The sequence below is a fragment of the Imperialibacter sp. genome (assembly GCF_048007035.1).
In the GTDB taxonomy this organism is placed as follows: domain Bacteria; phylum Bacteroidota; class Bacteroidia; order Cytophagales; family Cyclobacteriaceae; genus Imperialibacter.
Genome location: NZ_CP180355.1, coordinates 3,893,287 through 3,914,561 on the forward strand (window position 1 = coordinate 3,893,287; position 21,275 = coordinate 3,914,561).

Genomic DNA, 21,275 nt, shown 5'->3' on the forward strand with positions numbered 1-21,275 from the left:
CTTTCCTGCGAACAGCTATTGATCGGACAACACCCGGTCTTGCTGTTACTTTGCCGTAATCGGAACCTTTTTTGACCTTCCCCAGCCCACAAAAAAGGCCATTACCATAAAGACCAGATTAAAAGCAATGCCTGAGTATTCGCCTCTACCGGCATGAAACAAGGCAGCCAGCAGCATGACGATGACCAGGCCCCAGCCAGCGTAGGCTGTGAGTATAGGCTTGATACGGGTGAGGGCAGGAAGGATTAAACCCATCGCCGCAGCCAGCTCAGAAGCACCGATGAAACGGACAAGTGCGGCCGGTATGTCGCCGGGCCATACCATCTGGGCAACCAGATCGGGAATAGGTGTGGTAAGTTTCATAAAACCAGCCATGCCGAAAGCTAATGCAAGAATGACTTGTACCACCCAAAGTATGATGTGGAGCACTTTTGATTGTTTTTGTTCTGTAGCCATAATGTTTTGATGGATGTTTTGTTATTGAATGTACATACATCTAAGGTGGAAAATGGCCTTTGAAAAGATTTACCACACTATACTTCAGGATAGTATGGCCTCAATTGTCAGAAAGAGACAATTCAGGCCTCCACAATGCCTTTGATCTGCTCCAGAATGCCAGCCCACCCTCCTTCATTCATCGTATCATCATACCGTTTTTGCCCTTCGGCCACCTTTGAGTAGTCTCCCTGGGTGACCGTGAACTCGGTGCTCCCACCTTTCTCCACCAGAGAATAGGTAACGACGAGGTGGTTTTCAGGTAGATCTGGGTAGGTGCCATTGGGATCGAACGTTGTATAGGCCAGCGATTTTCCTTTGTCAATGCTGACCACCTTGCCGGTTACAGCTTCTATTTCTTTGTCATCAAACACGCCAACCCACCTGATGGAGCTACCTGGCTGCCAGTTGGTGATGGGCTCGCAGCCAAACATGTATTTTTTGGTGTGCTCAGGGTTGACAAGGGCGTCCCACACTTTGGAGGCAGGCGCAGCAATAGTAACAGTGTTTTTGATGGTCATTTCTTTGGGCATGAAGCAACGGTTTTAGATAAAACATACAACAAAGAAACATTAGCTACTGACAACCCTATGTCAGTGGCTCAGCTGAGTACCTCGGGGTTGATGATATAGGGAACCTTGCCAGTCTTGTAGAATTCGATAATATTGACGGCCGCCATTCTCGACATTTCATTTCGGGCATTTACTGAAGCTGAGCCAATGTGGGGCAGCACTGCCACGTTTTCCATTTCGAGCAGAGGGTTGTCTGCTTTCATAGGTTCGGGGTTGGTTACATCAAGCCCTGCTCCCCAGATCGTGCCTGACTTCAGCGCTTCGATGAGGTCAGTTTCGTTGTGAGTGCCACCACGGGAAGTATTGATAAAGATCGCTGTCGGCTTCATTTTGCTGAAGGCGGCTTTATTGAAAATGCCTCTGGTTTCATCGCTGAGTACACTGTGCACAGAGATAACGTCGCTTTTCTCCAGCAGCTCATCGAAGCTCACTTTTTTGGCTCCAAAGCGTTTTTCTGCTTCTTCGTTCTGGCTGCGGTTGCAGTAAATGATCTCCATGTCGTAGGCACCGTGGCACCGTTTGGCCATTTCCATGCCGATAGCGCCCAAGCCAAAGACGCCCAGCGTTTTCCCTTTTTGCTCCAGGCCCAAATTGGCTTTTGGTTGAAAGGCACCCCATTCTCCCCGACCTATGGTTTTATGCATGTGAAAGAACTTCCTGCTCACTGCCAGCATCAGCCCAAAGGCTATGTCGGCAGTGGCATCGCTCATGGCTCCGGGCGTATTGCCTACGGGAATACCTGCTTTGGTAGCGGCCGGTATGTCGATGTTGTCGTAGCCCGCTGCAAACTGTGATACAATGTCGAGATGGTTACATTCCTGAAAAAAATGTGCATTCAGCTTGTCAGCACTCAGGGTAAGGATGGCGTGCATTTGGTTCGCCTTCTCAATCAGCTCTGGCTGCGTCATGGGTACTTTCCCTGGCCACACTGTTACCTGAAAGCCAGCCTCTTTTAGCATGTTGATACCGAGGTCTGGAATTTCTCTGGCTACAAGTACTTTGGTTTCGTGGGCCGGTCTTTTCATAACAACGTGATGGGGTTTGATGCAAAGATAACAGCCAAACCGGGTTTATTGGTTTTGAAGGCTGCTTACTGATGTAACAAATGACAGGGTCGTTTGTGTTCGCTTACAGCTACATAAAAAAGGGCCACCCCTAAAAAAGGATGGCCCGTATTATCACGCCTGGGAAGTTTCAACAATATAGTTAATCAATCAGATTGAAGAACCTGCGCCACCTGATTTTATTCAGGAAGCTCTCCTGTGCATCGAGGGAAAGCCAGATGAAGGCAGCTTCACCCACCACATGGTCAGCTGGCACAAATCCCCAAAAACGGGAATCTTCAGAGTTGTGGCGGTTGTCACCCATCATGAAGTAGTAGTCCTGTCCGAAGGTATAATCCGTCACTTCCTGCCCGTCAATATACAGTTTGTAGTCTTTTACCTCAGCATTCTTATGGCCTTCGTAATCAACAATAGTGCTGCCGTACTTAGCAACCAGTGTATCGTTGAGCTGAAGTTTCATGCCCTCGTAGGGTATTTCAAGAGGCCCCCAGTTGTCGGCATTCCATGGGAAATAGTTGGCGTCGGGGAAAATGCGTGGGTTGGGCTGATCAGATGGCATCAAGGTGCTTATCACGTCTTCTATAAAAGGTTCTGCCTTCAATAGTTCGGCGGTGGCTGGGGTGGTATGCACCAAATACCCTCCCTGAAGCTGATTGTGCTCAGAGATCTCGTACTTGGCGAACACCCGATCGTTGATCCTTTGATCAGTTTTTATAAAGTACCTGTACTGCATGAGTTCCGGGTTTTCTCCCTTTTCGCCGTTCACATACACTTGCCCTTCTCTCACTTCCACCACATCGCCGTGGATACCAATACAACGCTTGATGTAGTGCGTTTTTAAATCCACTGGGTGCTCAAACTCAGGTGGGTAGTTGAATACGACCACATCATTTCTTTCTACTTCGCTAAAGGCGGGCAAGCGATACTGTGGCAATTGAATCCAGTCGAGATAGGAAGGGACGTCGGTTCCCCAGATTTTAGCGTGCGTTAATGGGATTTGAAGAGGTGTGGCCGGGGTGCGGGCACCATACGATACTTTGCTTACAAAAAGGAAGTCGCCAACGAGCAGAGATTTCTCCATGGAAGGGGTGGGGATGGTGAAAGCTTCCATGAAAATCCACCGGATGAGCGTGGCGGCTACCACTGCAAAAACAATGGCGTCTAACCACTCTCTCAGAGGAGATTTTTTCACTTGCTCCTTTTCTTCCTTTTTACCAAAAAACTTCAATTTCATTTGAGTATAGTTTGCTTTCAGCGGCCAAAGGGAATAGCAGACACCGTTTTGAGCCTAAATTTGATGGTTTACATGCATGTTCATGCTCTGGGTGTGCCTTTCCCTATGACTATTTCATCTGTGTCTCTAATTTATTCAGGCTATTCGCCCGCAATAATAACTAAAATTTTTCACCTTCTTTTGACCCCATTAAATCATCCATGCCTCGCACTCCTTTTTTGTCGAGCAGCCACTCAGCAGCCACTACAGCCCCAAGGGCGAAGCCTTCCCGGCTAAACGCCGTATGTTTGATTTCTATTTCGTCGATTGGCGATGTGTAGTGTATGCTGTGGGTGCCAGGCACATTCGTCATCCTAAAGGATTCGATGCCCAAGACGCCAGGGTTGTCACATTTATCATTGATCAGTTTGGTGAACTCAGGGCGTTCTTTTTGGATTCCTTCTGCCAGCGTGATGCCTGTACCACTCGGAGCGTCTTTTTTCTCAGTGTGGTGAATCTCCTTTAGCCCTACTTTGTACTCAGGGTAGTCTTTCATCAGCCTCGCCAAGCCTCTGTTTAGCCTGAAAAAAAGGTTAACGCCAAGGCTGTAATTGGAAGCATAGAAAAAAGCACCATTGTTTTTTTCGCAACTGCTCACCACTTCATCCCATTTGCCAAGCCAGCCTGTGGTGCCACACACTGTGGGGATGTTTACTTCCATTAACGAGGTTATGTTTTTTACGGCACCTTCCGGTTGGGTGAACTCTATGGCGATGTTGGCGCCGCTGTCCTTTACAAGCTTTCCAACATTCTCAACCTGATTTTCAAGTGTGCCTGCAATTTCGTGTCCACGTGAAATGGCTATTTTTTCGATGGTCTTACCCATTTTCCCATAGCCAACTAAAAATATCTTCATCCTTAAAAACTTATTTTAATGCCCAGGCCTGCGTAGGCGTAGCCATTTATATTGCCAATAGTGGGTGTGTAATTGATGACAAGTTCGTCATTTATGTCAAATTCGTCGAGGTGGGCAGCGATATGTGCGTCTACAATATTGAGCATGTAAACCACCCCAGTAATGATAATCATATACTCCCTGTTTCTGCGAAAGCCCTGTGTATTTCGGCGGAGTGCCGTTTCATTGAACCTTGGGAATGGGTTCACCGTGTTAGGATCCTCGTCTATTTCAGCAAAAAGCGACTGCCGGAAAATGTTATAAAGCCGGTTATTGGTATAGATCATATGCCCTAAAACGACAAAGGCGCCATAGTAAATTGGCACTTTCCACACCTGGCCCACATAGACCTGGCCCATGCCAGGAAATATAGCGGAAAGCATGGCGGCTTTTTGAGGGTCAAGTTTGCTTAGTTCTTCTTTGAGCATAATGCCCTTCGGGAGGTTTGAAACACTGTCTCCTCTTATGATCAGTGGCTCGCCGGTTACTACTTCAACTGAGTCACCTGATATTTGCTGGGCTTGGGCAAATTGACATAAAAAAAGCAGCAACGCCGCCAAAGATATAACTCTCCAGGCAGGTGTAGCTGCTATCAATTTTAAGGCTTCCTTTCGGAACATCAGATGTTCAGTATTTCCAAAATTCTGTTGAGGTCCTCGGTAGAAACAAAGGGTATTCTAATTTCTCCTTTGTTTTTTTCATCTGCCTTAAGCGAGATCCGGGTACCAAAGTGCGAAGATAGTTTATTTTGGAGGTTTTTTACTTCGGGTGATAACGAAGGATTAGCCGTTTTATTGAGGTTCGGTGATTCAGGAGCTTTTTGAGTGTATTCCCTTACCAACGACTCCACTTTTCTGACAGAAAGATCTTCGCTGATAATTTTCTTGAAAATACTCAGCTGTGTGGCAGGATTGTCGATGCCAATGATGGCCCTCGCATGGCCCATAGAAAGCCGGCCGTCACGCAGTGCTATCTGGATATCAGGAGGGAGTTTGAGTAACCTGAGGTAGTTGGTGACAGTTGTTCTGTTTTTACCAACCCTGTCGCCCAGCTCTTCCTGCTTCAGGTTGCATTCGGAAATAAGCCGCTGATAAGACAGCGCAATTTCAATGCTATTGAGATTTTCCCGCTGGATATTCTCAATCAAAGCCATTTCCAGCATTTGCTGGTCATCGGCTGTTCTGATATAGGCAGGGATGCTTTCGAGTCCGGCCAGCTTTGATGCCTGCAAACGGCGCTCACCGGAGATCAGCTGAAACTGATTTTTGCTTAACTGCCTGACGGTAATTGGCTGAATAATACCCTGAACCTTGATGGACTCAGAAAGCTCAGCCAAAGCTTCTTTGTTGAACTCAGTTCGTGGCTGAAAAGGATTAACCTCTATTTGCGCCACAGGAATCTCACCGATGGCGTTGGCCGTGCCTGCTCCGGAGCCGCTGAGCTTTTCAGAAGTATTGGTATTATCGTCAAGCAAGGCTCCAAGGCCTCTTCCTAAAGCATTTCTTCTTTTAGGTAGTTTATTGTCCGTCATCAAGCGCTCACTTTTGGAATCCTCATTTCATTCCTTTTCAGGATTTCTTCGGCCAGGTTGAGGTAGCTAATAGCTCCTTTGCTTTCCGCATCGTGCGCTATAGCCGGTAGGCCGAAACTTGGGGATTCACTTAACTTAATATTTCTAGGTATGATTGTTTCAAACACCAGTGACTTGAAGTGGGTATTTACTTCTTCCACCACCTGGTTAGAAAGCCTGAGCCTCACGTCGTACATGGTGAGCAGAATACCTTCTATTTCCAGCTCTGGATTAAGCCTGGATTGGATGATCTTAATAGTATTCAGGAGTTTTCCCAACCCTTCGAGGGCGAAGTACTCACATTGAACGGGTACCATTACCGAATCGCTGGCAACAAGGGCATTGATGGTAATCAAACCCAATGATGGAGAACAGTCGATGATGATGAAGTCGTACTCGTCCTTGACCAGGCCAAGAGCCGTTCTCATTTTTTCCTCTCTGCCGCTGATGCTCACCATTTCTACCTCGGCACCTACCAGGTCAATGTGGGAAGGCATCAGGTACAGGTACTCCAAATCCGTTTTTACGATGGCATCGTGCGGATCGTCTCCGTTCACCATACACTCGTAAATACTAACTTCCACTTCCTTGGGGTTCAAGCCTACACCCGACGTAGAGTTGGCCTGAGGGTCAGCATCTACAATGAGGGTCTTGTACTCCAAAGCGGCTAAGCTGGCAGCTAAATTGATGGCCGAGGTTGTCTTACCTACTCCGCCTTTCTGGTTCGCAATCGAAATGATTTTGCCCATGAGAAAATCCAAAAATTGGTTCAGGAAACTGGTTTAAACCTCCAAATAAGCGACTGATTTAACAAAGGTCTTCTTGGGGGAAGCACAAATATAGATGAATAAAGAAGAATTGTTAGTGAATGGCTTATTTGGTAATCCCCAAGTTATCCACGGGTAATTCACAGTGGAGAGAAGTTGTTTGTTAAAGGTTATCAGTTAATAGTTTTTTGCCACTATTAACCAATAACCAATAACTAATAACCAAAGTACCAATAACCTATTTCTTCTTCCTCGAAGCATTACCTGCCTTCATGGCCTCGTCCAGTCGCTGCTGAAACGAAGATTTTTTCTTATTGGCGTTCTTCTTTTTGTTCTCTTCCAGTTTCAGCTTGATTTTGTCTTCATCCACAAACCGTCTGATGAGAATCTGCTGGCCAAATGACAAAATATTGGAAACGAAGTAGTAGTAAGTCAGGCCTGCTGCGTAAGAGTTCAAGAAGAACAGGAACGTTATCGGCATGATGTACTGAAGCGTTTTCATTGGCCCCTGCACGGTGGTCATCTGGCTATTGCTCCAGGTATAAAGTATGGTAGAAGCAGTCATCAGCAAGGTGAACAAACTCACGTGGTCACCATAAAATGGGATCACGAAAGGAAGGTTCAGTACGCTATCGTAAGTAGATAAGTCATGGGCCCAGAGGAAAGACACCTGCCTGAGCTCGATGGCATTCGGGAAGAAATAGAACATGGCGAACAGAATCGGCATTTGCAGCAGCATGGGAATACAGCCGCTGAGGGGGTTAATGCCAACCTTCTGGTACAGGGCCATGGTTTCCGACTGCTGCTTTTGCATGTCATCAGGATACTGCGCCTTAATTTCATCTATCTCTGGCTTAAGCACCTTCATTTTCGCCATGCTCATGTACGACTTGTAGTTGAGCGGGAAAAGTATCAGTCTCATCAGAATCACGATAATGATAATGATGATACCGTAGTTGGTGATGAAGCCTTCAAGGAAATGGAAAACCGGGATCGTAAACCCTTTATTGATCCAGCCCAGGATACTCCAGCCCAGGTTGATATTACTGCTGAACTCTGGTGCTACATCTTTAAGTGTATTGTATTCGTTAGGGCCAAAATACAATTTACCAACCACACCACTGTTTTTCCATCTTTCGGATGGAAGGGTCAGGCTCACCATGGCCTCTTTCACCTTGGTGGTGTCGGCTACGGCATATTTGGTAGCCACATAAGCACCAGAAAACCCATCATTGGCGATAATAGCCGCTGTAAAGAACTTCTGCTTGATGGCCACCCACTGAATGGATTCACTAATCGTTTCTTCTTCCAGGTCTTCCGATGTGGCGCTGAGCTCATCTGTTTCGCCTGCGGTAGTGTAATAGTTGATCGTGGTTCGTATGCGGGAGTCTTTCAGGTCGGCCTCAACCCTTTTCACATCATTTTTCCACTGAAGCACAACAGGTTCCTGGCTAAGGTAATTTTCCAGACCCTTGGTGGTCAGCGAATAGCCAATCTCATAGCCTTTGCCATAGATGGTGTAGGCATGTTCGATGTATTGACCAGTGCTTAGAGAAGCTCTGAGAGTCACTGTGACAGAATCGTTGCCCGATACCTTCTTTGACGTAACAGAAGGCTTAAAATAGAAATCGTTAAGCTTCAGGTTTCTGTTTTGGCCACCAAAGCTCAGGTTCATTTCAGAGCTTTGCTCATCCAGCAGGATCAGGGGTTCGCCATTGTACGTTTTGTAGTTTTTTAGCTCAACTGAGGAAACAAAACCGCCCCTGGTGTTGATCGATACTTTGATGTCGTCGTTTTCCAGGGCAACTTCGCTGTTTTTACCTGACGCAATGGCTGCAAATGCGCCAAACTTTTCTTTCAACTGACCGTCTTTTATCGAGTCGGCCAAAGGCGTAAAGGCAGTGGTGGTAGTATCTCTGGAAACCTGCGAAGGTTGCACTACGCTTTCGGTAGTGGCTACTATCGGCTCTTCAACTGGAGGATCGGGGGCAAAAAAAGTAAAATAAACGGTGAGCAAGATCAACATCATGACCATCCCAATTACTTGCTGTCTATCCATTATTTCTTATTCTGAGGTGATGTTTTATTTATATGTATCTTTTTTAAAGGCAAGAGCGGCCTTCACAAAACGGACAAAAAGAGGGTGAGGGTTCATCACGGTGCTTTTAAGCTCCGGATGAAACTGACTGCCAACAAACCATGGATGGTCTTTCAATTCCATTATTTCCACAAGCTTAGTGTCGGGGTTAATACCCGTAGCAAGAAATCCAGCTTCTTCAAATTGTTCGAGGTATTTATTGTTAAACTCATAGCGGTGCCTGTGGCGCTCCATTATTTTTGAGTGGCCGTAAACCGAATAAGCTTTCGAACCTTTCTTCAACTCACATGCGTAGGCTCCCAGTCTCATGGTACCACCCATTTTGGTTACTTTTTTCTGAGCTTCCATCATGTCAATGACGGGCGCTTTTGTCTTCGGGTCCATCTCAGTAGAGTTGGCCTTCGGTATATTTAGTACGTTTCTTGCGAATTCAATTACAGCACACTGCAAACCGAGGCAAATTCCGAAGAATGGAATCTTGTCTTCTCTGGCATATTTCACCGCCTGAAGCTTGCCTTCCCAGCCACGTTCGCCAAATCCTGGCGCTACTAAAATGCCATGTTTGTCCTTCAAAAGGCGCACTACATTGTCGCCATCAAGTTCTTCAGAGTTAATCCATGACAACTCCACACGACACTCGTTGTGTGCGCCTGCATGCACAAAAGCTTCTGCAATAGACTTGTAGGCGTCCTTGAGTTGCACATACTTACCAACAAGGGCTATTCTTACCTCGTCTGTCGGATTCTTAAGCCTGCCCAGGAATTCCTTCCACTGGTCAATTTGAGGTTCTTTCTTGTGAGAAAGCTTCAGCTTGGTGAGTACCCTTTCATCCAGCTTTTCTTTTCTCATGAGAAGAGGCACGTCGTAGATGGTTTCAGCATCCTGTGCTTCTATCACGCAGTTGCTGGCTACGTTACAGAAAAGCGCTAGCTTCTTGCGGATTTCGCTGGTAAGGGTATGTTCGGTTCTGCAAACCAGTATGTCGGGCTGAATTCCCGCTTCCAGTAGCTGCTTTACTGAATGCTGCGTTGGCTTCGTTTTTTGCTCCCCCGCAGCCTTGAGATAAGGAATAAGTGTGAGATGAATGGAAACGAAGTTATTAATGCCCAATTCAAACCTTGCCTGGCGAACCGCTTCGATAAATGGCAGCGACTCAATATCACCTACGCAACCTCCGATTTCAGTGATGACGATATCGTAGTCGCCTGTTTCTCCTAGTTTATAAAAGTTGTTTTTTATTTCGTCAGTGATGTGTGGAACCACTTGCACGGTCTTTCCAAGGAAGTCGCCCCGGCGTTCTTTGGTGATAACATTGTTATATATACGCCCCGTGGTGACATTATTATCCTGGGAGGTTTTTATGTCGAGAAATCTTTCGTAGTGGCCAAGGTCAAGGTCGGTTTCTGCACCATCATCGGTTACGTAACACTCACCATGCTCGTAAGGGTTTAAGGTGCCCGGGTCGATGTTGATATAAGGGTCGAATTTTTGGATCGTTACCCGAAAGCCTCTGGCTTGCAGTAACTTGCCGAGAGATGCCGAGATGATTCCTTTGCCTAATGAAGACGTAACGCCGCCCGTTACGAAGATGTATTTTGCTTTGGACATAAGAGGTGAGTTCCGAAATATTCTTTCGGGACACAAAGGTAGGCCTAAAACTGAAATAATTAAACAATATAGAATTTCAATTGAACAGAAGTATAATTTCCTGACCGATCGGTTGTAACGCCAGGTTTAAATGAGGCCAGCTCCGGGCTGCCTGGTTTGGGGCTACAAGAAGGAATAGCTGGATGTTGTATTAGTGCTATTGACGAGGTAATAATATGATAATTTAAAGATTAAATATTAATTATTTTATTTTTAAATTTCATACACTACCTTTGGGTATGCCTGCCATCAACCAGCAAATTGTAAAAGGCATTTCAGGTGTATTCTTGTATCTCTTGTTTTTGCAAGGACATGCTCAGTGCCCTCCCGGCCCGCTTGGCGTTGGCCGTTTTCTAGACAAACCCAGCGGTTGTGCCACTGGGGCTGGCTTAATGATACAGTTTCAACCACTGTATAGCCAGCTGGACGACAATGCGGAAATTCATATCGATTGGGGTGACGGCACAGCGGAGACTGTCATTAATGTTGGATCGACTGGAAGTCAGGCCGGTATTTCCTACAACACTCCTCAACCACACACTTATACTGAGGCCAATACTTCCGGCACTTGTGTGCTGGACATCACCTGCTGGGTTGTCAGCTCGTGTTACACAGTGGACGAAACAACGGTGACAGCTGAAATTGCAGTTTTCAATACCGATGATTTTGGAGATGGTGGAAGTGATATCACCATTGCACCCATGCTGGTGGAGGTCTGCGCCGGAACCTCTGTCGATGTCAACTTCGATGACGTGAGCCCCTGGAACTGCACAGATGCCGCAGCCATAAGCACGCTCAACAATAGGCCCAGATGGACACGCTGGATTCATGGTGTTTTCAATGATATTACAGGCACCGTGCTCGTAGATGGAAACCCTGTTGCATTTCCTTTTCAGGAGCCCATTTTCGACCATGTGCCTTCTCCCGTGCTCAATCCCATCGCTCCTGGCAACCAGTCGTTAACAGTGACTGTGCCTGCCACGGCTACTATTGGCGAGGAATTCCACATTCGGCTGGAGAACTGGAACCAGTGCAATCCTTATGAGGATGCTGGCGGCATACCAACGGGTAATGCGCCCGTGACCCAGCAGGCGATCATCAGAATAATTGCGCCACCAGATCCAATTGTCAACACTGTAGTTCCCGGGCCTTACTGTGTGGGCGAGGCGGTAGATTTTGAGTTTGGTGGCACACCTTTGCCGGGATATACCTACGAATGGGATTTCGGAGACGGCAGCCCTGTTTCAACGGATCAGGATCCGACTCATACCTACACCAGCGACAATGGGGGAACTCCCTTTGATGTAACGGTTTCGGTAACGAACAACAACGCCAATGTTTTCTCCTGCCAGGTGGTAACCACTCCAGCCTTCCAGGTAACCGTGAACGCCGTTCCCGAGCCGGTAGTATCCGTCGAAGACATTGTTGGAAACCCAACGGCTACCTCATTTTGCGGCGCCGCCGGCGGTCAGGACATTTATTTTAATCTCGACGCTGCATCTTCTATTCCTAACCCTGGAAACACAGACGTCACCTGGAATTTTTACGAAAAAGATGACTTTGGAACCATAAACACCAGCCTTCTCAATCCAGTCCCGCCGATTATGAGAACGATGGTGGATCCTGGGGTTTACCGTGTGGAAGTGGAAGCGATGGACAACCTCACCAACTGTGGCTCAACCGACGTGGTGGAGATCACAATCTACGACACGCCCGTTTCTACCTATACAAGCCTGGCCAATGTGTGTGAGGGTGACAGGTCGGCGTTTGCTAACATAGCTGACCAGGTTACCTCCATTCCGGTGGTGGTGAATGGCGATCAGGTGGAGTTTTGGGATTGGGACTTTAGCTACGATGGGGTCACTTTCAATCAGGAGCTGCGAAGGACTGATGGAAGCGATTTTGAATGGTATTTGGATGGGGCACCAGTGGTTGGCGAAGTGGAGCCTGCTACCTCCGTGGCAGGAAGCTATCGGGTGGCATTGCGAGTGACCACGCAAACCGGGATGTGCTCTGATCTCTTCGAAACGACTATCACAGTAAATACAGTGCCGGTTCCGGTTATTTCGGTGGAGGATGCTTCCAACGCAGCGCACCCCACTACATTTTGCAAAGCTGTTGCTGGAGAGTTTCTTTACTTTGACCTCGATCCGTCATCCGTCAACCCTCATCCCGGCAACACAGATTTTACCTGGAACTTTTATGCAGTGGATGATGATGCAACTATTGCCTCTTCTGTTGTGAATCCAGTCACGCCAGTGCAAAGGTTCTTTAATGATCCCGGCATTTACCGGGTTGAGCTAGTCGTTGATGACCTCACGTCGGGGTGTTCGGCAAGCACCGACGTGCACATCACTATGTATGACCTGCCAACGGCATCGTTTGAAGCTACGGAAGTATGCGAGGGAGAACGAACCAGGTTTAGTGGAATTGACAATGTTGTTCCGGTGTCTGTAAATGGAGATGTGGTGGAGTTTTGGGATTGGGACTTCAGTTACGATGGGGTAACGTTTAATCAGGAGCTTAGAAGAACTGATAACAGCGATTTCGAATGGTTTTTGGATGGAAGTGATGTTGCAGGTGAAACAGAGCCTTTGGTTTCAGTGGCTGGCAAATATCTGGCGGCACTCAGGGTAACAACGCAAATTGGGCAGTGTTTTCAGATTTTTAGCCTTGAGATAGAGGTAAAAAAAACGCCCGTGGCTACACTTTCTTCAAGCTATATGAAACCCGTTTGCTTTGGCGAAGAGGTGGTGTTCACCAACGAGAGTGTGCAGCCGGATGAAATAAGCCAGGCAGGCCCCGTTAACTATCAACTGCTGGTAACTGACCTCGACAACAGCGACGTGGACACTGTCAATTTTTTTGGAGCAACACTTCCTTATGGCTTTCAAAACAGTGGCACAAGTCAGAAGACCTATGCAGTTAATCTGGTAGCGAACGCTTTCAACAATTGTTCGGCCCGGGCAGATACAATATTTGTTGCGGTAAACCCCGGGTTCAACTCAGCTTTCTCCGATCCCTATTATGACCCATTGATGCCAAACTGCTCTCCGCTAACAGGAGCCTTTGAGGTAAGTTTGGCGACAGCCCAGCTCGATGTCGACAGCTATACATGGACGATTGAAGGGGAGGACGGTGTGCTGGATGGCTTTCCGCTGACAGTACAAAAAGGCCCTGCGAATTTCAATACACTTGCCTATACATTGACCAATACGCTGAGAAGGAACGTGCTCTACAGGATTACCTTGTCAGCTGAAAAGGAAGGTGTTTGTATCACAGACTCACAGCAGATAGTGCGGGTAGATCCTGTTCCCTCGGGAACATTTACCGTCAGCGAATCTCTTGACAGTTGCCTGACGAAGGCTGTGGTTTTGGAAGCAGATGAAAGTGGGTTGGTGGCGTACGACTGGGTAGTGGCTGCCAGCCCCGATCAAATGGTGGAAGACGACGACCTGCTAACGCTCATCTATAGTCGGCCTGACCCGGGGCAGCCGGATGTCTCTTCAACCGTTACGCTGCAAACAACTAACTCAGCAGGATGTGTCAGCAGCACTGAGGAAGCTTCATTTGAAGTTGAAAATTTAAATCAACCAGTTGTGGTGGATTTTCTCGCCACACCCGAACGTCTTATTCTGCCGGATGTCGGTGTAAGTATCCAAAACCTGACCACAGGAGGCGAAAATCTTCAGTATCTATGGGATTTCGGCGACGGCACTGAGTCGTTGGTTGCTGATCCTGGGGTGCACACTTTTCCTGGTGCAGGGAGCTACAGTATCCAGCTGGAAGTCACGAATGGTTTTTGTGTGGAGTCAGTTGAACGAACCGTTGTGATCGACCCAACCGTTCCTGAAGTCGACTTCGTGCCTGATCGCTACAGCGGCTGCAGGCCTTTGACGGTGCAATTCAACAACACCAGCCAATTTGCAGACTCGACCAGGTTCGTTTGGGACTTTGGCGACGATCAGGGATTCTCCACCGCAGTGAATCCAAGATACACTTACAACGAACCCGGGACATATTCCGTCAGTTTGACTGGCCAAAACAGCATTGGCAATTCGGACACCGAGACCAAGGAGGCAATTATTGAGGTGTTTGAGGTGCCAATAGCAGCCTTCGATTTGAGACCGGGGGAGGTCTATTTACCCGATAAACCCGTTTTTTTCTCTAACCTGAGCCAGGCTTATGATTCTGCTTTCTGGGCTTTTGGCGATGGAAATTTTTCGACTGAGGAGAACCCTGTGCATTATTATGCGGAGAAGGGTGAGTACAGCGTCACTCTTATTGTGAAAACTGACAATGGTTGCGCCGACACCCTTAGAAGGCAGAGTGCTGTATTGGCGATTGAAGGTGGTAGCGTTGTTGTGCCCAATGCTTTTACCCCAAGTACGCTGGGGCCCGGAGGGGGAGAAGGTGGCACTGGTTCTTTCAACGACATGTTTTTGCCCCGCACACAGGGGGTCGTTGATTTCCGCATGCTGATTTATAACAAATGGGGCCAGTTGATTTTTGAAAGCACGAACGTGGACTGGGGATGGGATGGCTACTACAATGGAAGGATGGCTCCACAGGATGTGTACGTATACAAGCTTGAGCTTACCTACATCAATGGACAAAGGCAGGAGAAAGTTGGGGACGTAACGCTTATAAGATGATGGGGAACAAAAGTAGTTTTATTGTAGTCTTGATCTTTTTTTATAGCCTGGCTGCGGAGGCCCAGGATTTTCAATACTCCCAATACTACTCTGCACCCCTTTACCTTAACCCTGCTTTTGCTGGCACGGAGGAGCACCAACGCATTACGGTAAACAACCGGATTCAGTGGCCAAGTTTACCAAAGGCTTTCAATAATTATTCCCTTTCGTACGACTACAATATGAAGAACCTCAACAGCGGGGTAGGCTTACTGTTAAGCACAGAACAGGCTGGGTCAGCTGGTTTAAGGAACACTTCAGGCGCTATAAACTACAGTTACAAAGTTAATTTCAATAAAAAGTGGGTCGTTAGCACTGGCATTTACCTGGGCTACACTTCAAGAAGGATTGATCCCACAAAAATCATATTTGGGGATCAGATTGATTTCGGCGTCGATGGTGTGCCGTCATCTGATCCGGTGGCTAGTCAAATAACGCCGGTCCAGTATCTTGACACCGGTGCGGGTATCTTGATGTACAACCAGAGGGTCTGGCTCGGAGCGGGGTTCCATCACCTCAACCAGCCTAACCAGTCGTTTCTGGAAGGGTCAAGTAAGTTGCCCATGAAGTATTCCATTCATGGAGGAATCCAGATTCCGCTTGGAAACAAAACCTTCCAAAGAGGTGAGGCACCGTCGAGTATTTCTCCGAGTTTTGTTTTTAAGTCGCAGGGTACCTTTCAGCAGTTGGACGTGGGGGCCTCATTTCTCTACGAACCGATTATTTTCGGACTGTGGTACCGTGGAATTCCATTTGCTGACAATGGCACCAGCTTTATTAACCACGATGCCGTAGTTTTATTGATGGGGGTAAGGTTTCTTGCGTTCGATGTTGGCTACAGCTACGACGCCAGCATTTCAAGGCTTGGCGCAGACACAGGAGGCGCTCATGAAATCTCGATTCAGTACCGTTTTGATACCACCAACCCTGCAAAAGTAAAGCGGAAAGATAAATTTTTGCCCTGCCCTTCCTTTTATGGTAAAGCCAGTAAAAAGTAAAAGGCAGGACTAGCCTGCCTTTCTATAATCAAATTAGGGTGATTCTCGGGTTATGTTAAAATGGAAACCTCCGCAAAGTTAATTAACTTTTCGGAGCATTCAACTCAACATTACAAGTAATCTGAACTTCATCGGCCACCACGAGTCCGCCCGCTTCAAGGGCAGCATCCCATTTCAATCCGTAGTCGAACCTGTTGATAGCGCCTGTTACTTTGAAGCCAGCTTTCATGCCTCTTCCTGTATCAACCTTGCCATTGTACTTAACATCGAATTTCACTGGCTTAGTCACATCACGCATGGTAAAGTTTCCTACCAGGAAGTACTTACCGCCTTCGTTCACGATTTTACCGCTGAACTTGATGGTGGGGAATTTTTCTGCATTGAAGAAGTCGTCAGATTTAAGGTGTGTATCTCTTCTTTCGCTGTCGGTATCTACAGACGCAGTTTGAGCAGTGAATTCAACCGCTGCGCCAACAAATTTGTCATCACCTCCGGTTACAGTTCCCGAGAAGTCGCCAAAAGTGCCGTCAACTTCAGAAACCACCATGTGAGTGACGGTGAATTTGATGTTGGTGTGGGATTTGTCCAACTCCCAGCTTTGAGCAAATAGTTGTGTGCTGGCCACTGCAAAAATGAGTGTAAGAAGTTTTTTCATAGTACAATAAGTTTATGTGTTGGTACAGATAACGGATTGCCTCAGCTATTGTTTTGCTAATAGACCAACTATCCGTTTTTAATGAAGTTTGCCAGCACTTTCAGGACAGCTCCACCTTTAATGCCTCATTGAACAGATCGATTTCTTCAACTTTTAATGCCAGAGAGGGGAGAAGACGAATGGTATTGGGTTTTGCTTCACCTGTAAATATGTGATGCTTTACCAGTAAGTCCTTTCTCACCGTTGTTTTCGTGTCAGGTAAGTCAAATCCTATTATAAGGCCTCTACCCCTCACATTTTGAGGGCCGACAAGTGCCTGGATTTCTTTGATCCATTGGCTGCCGAGAGAAAGGGTATTGTTCATTAATTTCTCGCTTTCCATTACCTCAAGCACGGCCAGGCAAGCCACGGCTGCCAGGTAGTTGCCGCCAAATGTCGTGCCCAGCATGCCACTCCATGGTTTGATGTCAGGGTGAATGAGCACGCCTCCCACAGGAAAGCCGTTGCCCATCCCTTTGGCAGTGGTAATGATGTGAGGTTGGATGCCTGCGTACTGATGAGCAAAGAATTTGCCGGTGCGGCCATAGCCACATTGAATTTCATCTAGAATGAGAATGCATCCTTTCTCCTTACACTTCTTGTCTATAAACTGCAGGAATGAGTCGTTCGGCATACGGATGCCACCAACGCCCTGGATGCCTTCTATGATCACCGCAGCGACGTCGCCATCCAGCGCTTCGGTGAAAGCTTGCTCATCGTTGAGGGGACAAAAAACGATGTCGTGCCCCGCATTGAATGGTGCCACGATCTTCGGATTATCGGTGGCAGCCACCGCACCGGATGTGCGACCATGGAAGGCCTTGTCAAACGCAATGACCTTCCTTTTGCCGGTGACGAACGAAGCCAGCTTCAATGCATTCTCATTGGCCTCAGCGCCTGAGTTGCAAAGGAAAAGCTGATAGTCAGGATAACCAGACATATTGCCCAGCTTTTCTGCCAGCTCCTCCTGCTGGGGGTTCTTGATGCTGTTAGAGTAAAATGAAATTTTCGAAAGTTGCTCGCTTAACCTCTCCACGTAGTGCGGATGGGAATGGCCGATGGAAATGACCGCATGACCTCCGTAAAGGTCAAGGTATCTGTCGCCTTTGTTGTCCCATAGCCAGGAGCCCTGCGCTTTTACCGGCGTGATGTCGAAAAGAGGGTAAACGTCGAATAGTTTCATTTTGCTTGAGAATAAGGCAGCAAAGATGAAAAAAACGGCTGATTAACCTTAAGAAATTTGGACGGTTTTGTACCTCTGCGCAAAGATTTCGGTCTCTGGAATTCGAGTGTCGTTTTAAAGCTGCAATCGACTGTTTCCTATGTTCAATTCGGAGTTTGTTACCCACTCAATCTCAAGCCCATACCACCCCCCTAGAGGGCTCCCGGTTCTCTGTTTGAAGCTGCTTTGTGAGAGGTCGTAAGTCCAAACTTCCGTCGCCCCGCTTCTTGTGGAAAAAAAGGCTAGCTTTTGACCGTCTGGTGAAATGCTCGGAGAGTAAGAAGACCAGGGATCATCAAACAGAATTTGAGAAGTTTTAGATTTTAAACTGTGCCTATATATAACCTGGTAATTATTTTCACTGCCGGAAAAATACACCTCCTCATTGTGTGGGCTGAGGGTAATTTTGTCAATCACGAAATTGGATGACTTCTCTAGAGCAAAGCTTTGCCTTCCAATGACTGGTTCTTTGAAGCTTCCATCTATTTTAATTCGCCAAACCAGATCATTTTCATTTTCATCGCCGTCAATGTAGTAAATCCATTCACCGTTGGGTGAAAATGTCATAGAACCTAAAGTCGTGGAGAAAACCGGCAAATTGATAGTAGTGTCTTTGCCGAGATCGTAAACTGATAGCTGGAGATCCTTTCCTGAAGGATCATTGGCGTCAAGCCTTCTGGAAAAAGCAATAAGTCTGCCGGAAGGTGACCACTCGCATTCCTTTACATTGTGTTCTATCCGGCGTGGTTCGTTTGTGTAATAAGGGAAAATATATAGGTCAGGCGTATTACGCCAATTGCTATAGATATATCGAGTAATATAAGCCGCACTGTCCGTCGTCGGTGAGAACGAGATGTTTTCGGCATGGTCGTAAACCCAGGAGCCCTTTGTAAGTAGTTTGGGTTTAGAAGGAACCACCATAATGGTGTCATACTGGACGGAAGCCAGTCCTTTTTTATTTCCCGCTACCGTGACATAATAAGGTGTGCCATTGGTTAAATTCTCAATAGAAAGCCGGGTCCCGTCTGTGAACAGCGTGGATACCCTTGTGAATTCAGCTTTTGCATCTGTAGAAACAAAGATGTCGTAAGAGTCTGGTTTGTTTCCTTTGACGGGAAGTGAACTGAGCGCTCCCGGCAGGAGACCACTACGACTAATGAACCCTATGTCAATGCCAGACTCTTTTGGGTAACCGACAAGGTAAGAGGGGCGAAGAGGTACATCCAAAAGATCTTCCTGCTGGCATGAGGATAAAGCAATAAAGCCGAAAATAGACAGAAGTGTAGCCAGTTTTCTCATAAGGCATCTCATTTAATTTAAATATAAGACGTCCAATGATTGAGTTTGGTAGGAAGTGGAGAATAAATATTCTACGGTTTATGCGAAGTTAACCAATTACAACCCCTCTTTTTTTCGTCTCTTCCTCATGCCATTTCTGGAACTGTTTGGTCACAGGCCCTACTTTTCCATCGCCAATCTGCCTTCCATCCACTTCAACTGCCGCTGCCAATCCACCCTCTGTGCCAGTGGTGAACATCTCGTCCATGGTGTACATTTCGGCAATGGTCACGTTCTTCTCTTTCCATTTCACTCCATTTCTATCAGCCAGTTCGAGCATGAGTGCTCTTGTGATGCCTGGAAGGCAGAAATCAGCGAACGGAGTGATAAGCTCCCCTTTTTTCACAAAGAAAATATTGGTGGTATTGGTCTCGCTCACATAGCCATTCAGGTCAAGCATCACAGCGCCATCGCAATTAGCATGGTTAGCTTCTATTTTCGCCAGGATATTATTGATAAGGTTGTTGTGGTGGATTTTGGAGTCGAGGCACTGCGGGGAGTTGCGGCGGATGGAGGACGTAATCAAGGTCAAACCTTGCTCCGTTGTGTATATAGGCGCCTTCCATTCAGCCAGCACGATGAGCGTGGGGCCATATTGGTTCAATTTTGGATTCATGCCGGAGGTAATCTTTTTGCCTCTGGTGAGGGTCAGCCTGATATGCGCATCGTTCATCATGCCATTCACTTTCAGCGTTTCTACCACAGCCTTTTTCACTTCCTCTTTCGATGGAGTACCCGTAAAAGCCATTGCTTTGGCTGAGTTGACCAATCTTTCGAGGTGTTCGTCCAGCATAAACACTTTCCCGTCATACACTCTCAAGCCTTCCCAAACGGAATCGCCGCCCTGCACCACGCTGTCAAACACAGACACTTTGGCGTCTTCACGGGCATAAAACTGGCCATTGATATATACTTTGATGTCGTTGTTTTTCGGGTTAGGTAATTTTGGATCCATGGGAAGAAAGTTGTTGGTTAAAGGTTATTCGATAATGGGCAGGTGGACTAAAAGGTAATTAGTTAAGGACAAGGGATAAATGACGAATTGTTCAAGGCCTGCCGGGTGTTTTTTGGTGTAATTTACACTTTGACAGCACTTTTGTAAAGCTCTTCATATAGTTCAATGCTTTCATCCATCAGAGGCTGTAGTTCAGGTTTTATCTTTTCATTTTTAGGTGTGTACTGGGCGAAACCAGTCGACTTGTGCACGTTGTGGTACCAATAGGGAGCCCAGGCTCCATCTTCCGGCCTTGCTCCAGCTTCCCACGCCAGCATTTGTTTGTAAAACGGGATACCAACAAAGCTGCAAAACGCTCTGAGCATCCCTTCTGGGTTAAGCAGAAGGTCTTTTGAATCGAAAATGAATGTTTCTTTGCCTGCGGCTTTTAGTTTCTTAAAGAGCTCTAGTTGCTTGTCCAGCCCGGTATCACGTAGCACAGGGTGCGGCAGCTGATTGACAAGCGACGGAAGCATTTCCCTGGGGTCACGAATGAGAAACAGATTGACCAACTCATCAAGAAACGATTCATCGAGGCCAACGAGGTGGTGGCACATGTTTTTGATAAAGTAGACCGGTTTATCATTAAAGCCCAGGATTGTTTTGGAGATAATTTTGTCGGGGTTTTTTTCCAGCACTTCCAGCAAATGATCTTTCCCCGGATGCTCCGACCCCGTCGTTTTTAAGTAGTAACCATATAAAGGCTCATCCACCACAGCAGTGTCGGGGCGCTGAGCGAAAGAGTACATCAAAGCGGTGGAAACATTGCGTGGGCCGGACCAAACTGAAATGCGAAGCGTCATAGACTGATGATGAAAAGCGAATATATTTTGATTTGGGTGTAAATGGTAGTAATACAATCGGTTTCGATGATAAATACCCTTTTAAGCTTTCATGCGTGCATCAGTTTGATGATTTTTGCATACCATTGAGTTAAGAGCATTTTACCCTTGC

At 46.9% G+C, this 21,275-nt stretch carries 17 protein-coding genes; 2 read left to right on the forward strand and 15 right to left on the reverse strand.

All coding sequences use genetic code 11. The features are described from left to right. Window positions 1–45: 45 nt before the first annotated feature. The 10 genes from ACMVP2_RS16790 to ACMVP2_RS16835 form a co-directional block, all read right to left on the reverse strand. Entirely contained in the window at window positions 46–456 is a 411-nt protein-coding gene (locus tag ACMVP2_RS16790) for a DoxX family protein (protein ID WP_416864296.1), read from the reverse strand. Between the two features lie 122 nt (window positions 457–578). Further along, window positions 579–1,028: an SRPBCC family protein gene (locus tag ACMVP2_RS16795; protein ID WP_416864297.1), complete on the reverse strand. Its 450-nt coding sequence runs from the start codon at window positions 1,026–1,028 to the stop codon at window positions 579–581. Between the two features lie 68 nt (window positions 1,029–1,096). Continuing rightward, window positions 1,097–2,092: a D-glycerate dehydrogenase gene (locus tag ACMVP2_RS16800; protein ID WP_339787438.1), complete on the reverse strand. Its 996-nt coding sequence runs from the start codon at window positions 2,090–2,092 to the stop codon at window positions 1,097–1,099. A gap of 181 nt (window positions 2,093–2,273) precedes the next feature. Continuing rightward, window positions 2,274–3,365, reverse strand: a complete 1,092-nt coding sequence (gene lepB / locus ACMVP2_RS16805) for a signal peptidase I (protein WP_416864298.1) — start codon at window positions 3,363–3,365, stop codon at window positions 2,274–2,276. A 160-nt stretch (window positions 3,366–3,525) separates the two neighbouring features. After that, the gene (gene dapB, locus ACMVP2_RS16810) at window positions 3,526–4,260 is read right to left on the reverse strand and encodes a 4-hydroxy-tetrahydrodipicolinate reductase (RefSeq protein ID WP_339787432.1); all 735 of its coding nucleotides are present in this window, start codon (window positions 4,258–4,260) and stop codon (window positions 3,526–3,528) included. A gap of 2 nt (window positions 4,261–4,262) precedes the next feature. Next, window positions 4,263–4,919, reverse strand: coding sequence for a DUF5683 domain-containing protein (locus ACMVP2_RS16815; RefSeq protein WP_416864299.1), 657 nt, complete (start codon window positions 4,917–4,919; stop codon window positions 4,263–4,265). After that, the gene (locus ACMVP2_RS16820) at window positions 4,919–5,830 is read right to left on the reverse strand and encodes a ParB/RepB/Spo0J family partition protein (protein ID WP_317490051.1); all 912 of its coding nucleotides are present in this window, start codon (window positions 5,828–5,830) and stop codon (window positions 4,919–4,921) included. Before ACMVP2_RS16820 ends, ACMVP2_RS16815 begins: the two co-directional genes overlap by 1 nt. Next, window positions 5,830–6,618 carry a ParA family protein gene (locus ACMVP2_RS16825; protein ID WP_151997090.1) on the reverse strand — a complete coding sequence of 263 codons (789 nt, stop codon included), beginning with the start codon at window positions 6,616–6,618 and terminating at the stop codon, window positions 5,830–5,832. Before ACMVP2_RS16825 ends, ACMVP2_RS16820 begins: the two co-directional genes overlap by 1 nt. Before the next feature lie 256 nt (window positions 6,619–6,874). Further along, window positions 6,875–8,695, reverse strand: coding sequence for a membrane protein insertase YidC (gene yidC / locus ACMVP2_RS16830; protein WP_416864300.1), 1,821 nt, complete (start codon window positions 8,693–8,695; stop codon window positions 6,875–6,877). A gap of 24 nt (window positions 8,696–8,719) precedes the next feature. Then, a complete protein-coding gene (locus ACMVP2_RS16835) occupies window positions 8,720–10,342 on the reverse strand; it encodes a CTP synthase (RefSeq protein WP_416864301.1) in 1,623 nt (540 codons plus the stop codon). Window positions 10,343–10,620: 278 nt separating this feature from the next. Between ACMVP2_RS16835 and ACMVP2_RS16840 the strand changes: the two genes are divergently transcribed. Both ACMVP2_RS16840 and ACMVP2_RS16845 read left to right on the forward strand, forming a co-directional pair. Continuing rightward, on the forward strand, window positions 10,621–15,036 hold the full coding sequence (locus ACMVP2_RS16840) for a PKD domain-containing protein (RefSeq protein ID WP_416864302.1): 4,416 nt from the start codon (window positions 10,621–10,623) through the stop codon (window positions 15,034–15,036). Beyond that, complete coding sequence (locus ACMVP2_RS16845) at window positions 15,033–16,073, forward strand: type IX secretion system membrane protein PorP/SprF (RefSeq protein WP_416864303.1); 1,041 nt, start codon at window positions 15,033–15,035, stop codon at window positions 16,071–16,073. Before ACMVP2_RS16840 ends, ACMVP2_RS16845 begins: the two co-directional genes overlap by 4 nt. Before the next feature lie 82 nt (window positions 16,074–16,155). Here ACMVP2_RS16845 and ACMVP2_RS16850 read toward each other — a convergent pair whose 3' ends face one another. The 5 genes from ACMVP2_RS16850 to ACMVP2_RS16870 all read right to left on the reverse strand — a co-directional run bounded on the left by ACMVP2_RS16850 (window position 16,156) and on the right by ACMVP2_RS16870 (window position 21,124). Then, window positions 16,156–16,728 (reverse strand): YceI family protein, encoded by a 573-nt coding sequence (locus tag ACMVP2_RS16850; protein WP_416864304.1) that lies wholly within the window; start codon window positions 16,726–16,728, stop codon window positions 16,156–16,158. Between the two features lie 100 nt (window positions 16,729–16,828). Further along, window positions 16,829–17,950, reverse strand: coding sequence for an aspartate aminotransferase family protein (locus ACMVP2_RS16855; protein WP_416864305.1), 1,122 nt, complete (start codon window positions 17,948–17,950; stop codon window positions 16,829–16,831). A 114-nt stretch (window positions 17,951–18,064) separates the two neighbouring features. Further along, window positions 18,065–19,288, reverse strand: a complete 1,224-nt coding sequence (locus tag ACMVP2_RS16860; RefSeq protein ID WP_339787409.1) for a hypothetical protein — start codon at window positions 19,286–19,288, stop codon at window positions 18,065–18,067. Window positions 19,289–19,376: 88 nt separating this feature from the next. After that, a complete protein-coding gene (locus ACMVP2_RS16865; RefSeq protein WP_339787407.1) occupies window positions 19,377–20,282 on the reverse strand; it encodes an aminotransferase class IV in 906 nt (301 codons plus the stop codon). Between the two features lie 122 nt (window positions 20,283–20,404). After that, window positions 20,405–21,124 (reverse strand): sulfotransferase family protein, encoded by a 720-nt coding sequence (locus ACMVP2_RS16870; RefSeq protein ID WP_416864306.1) that lies wholly within the window; start codon window positions 21,122–21,124, stop codon window positions 20,405–20,407. Between the last annotated feature and the right edge of the window lie 151 nt (window positions 21,125–21,275).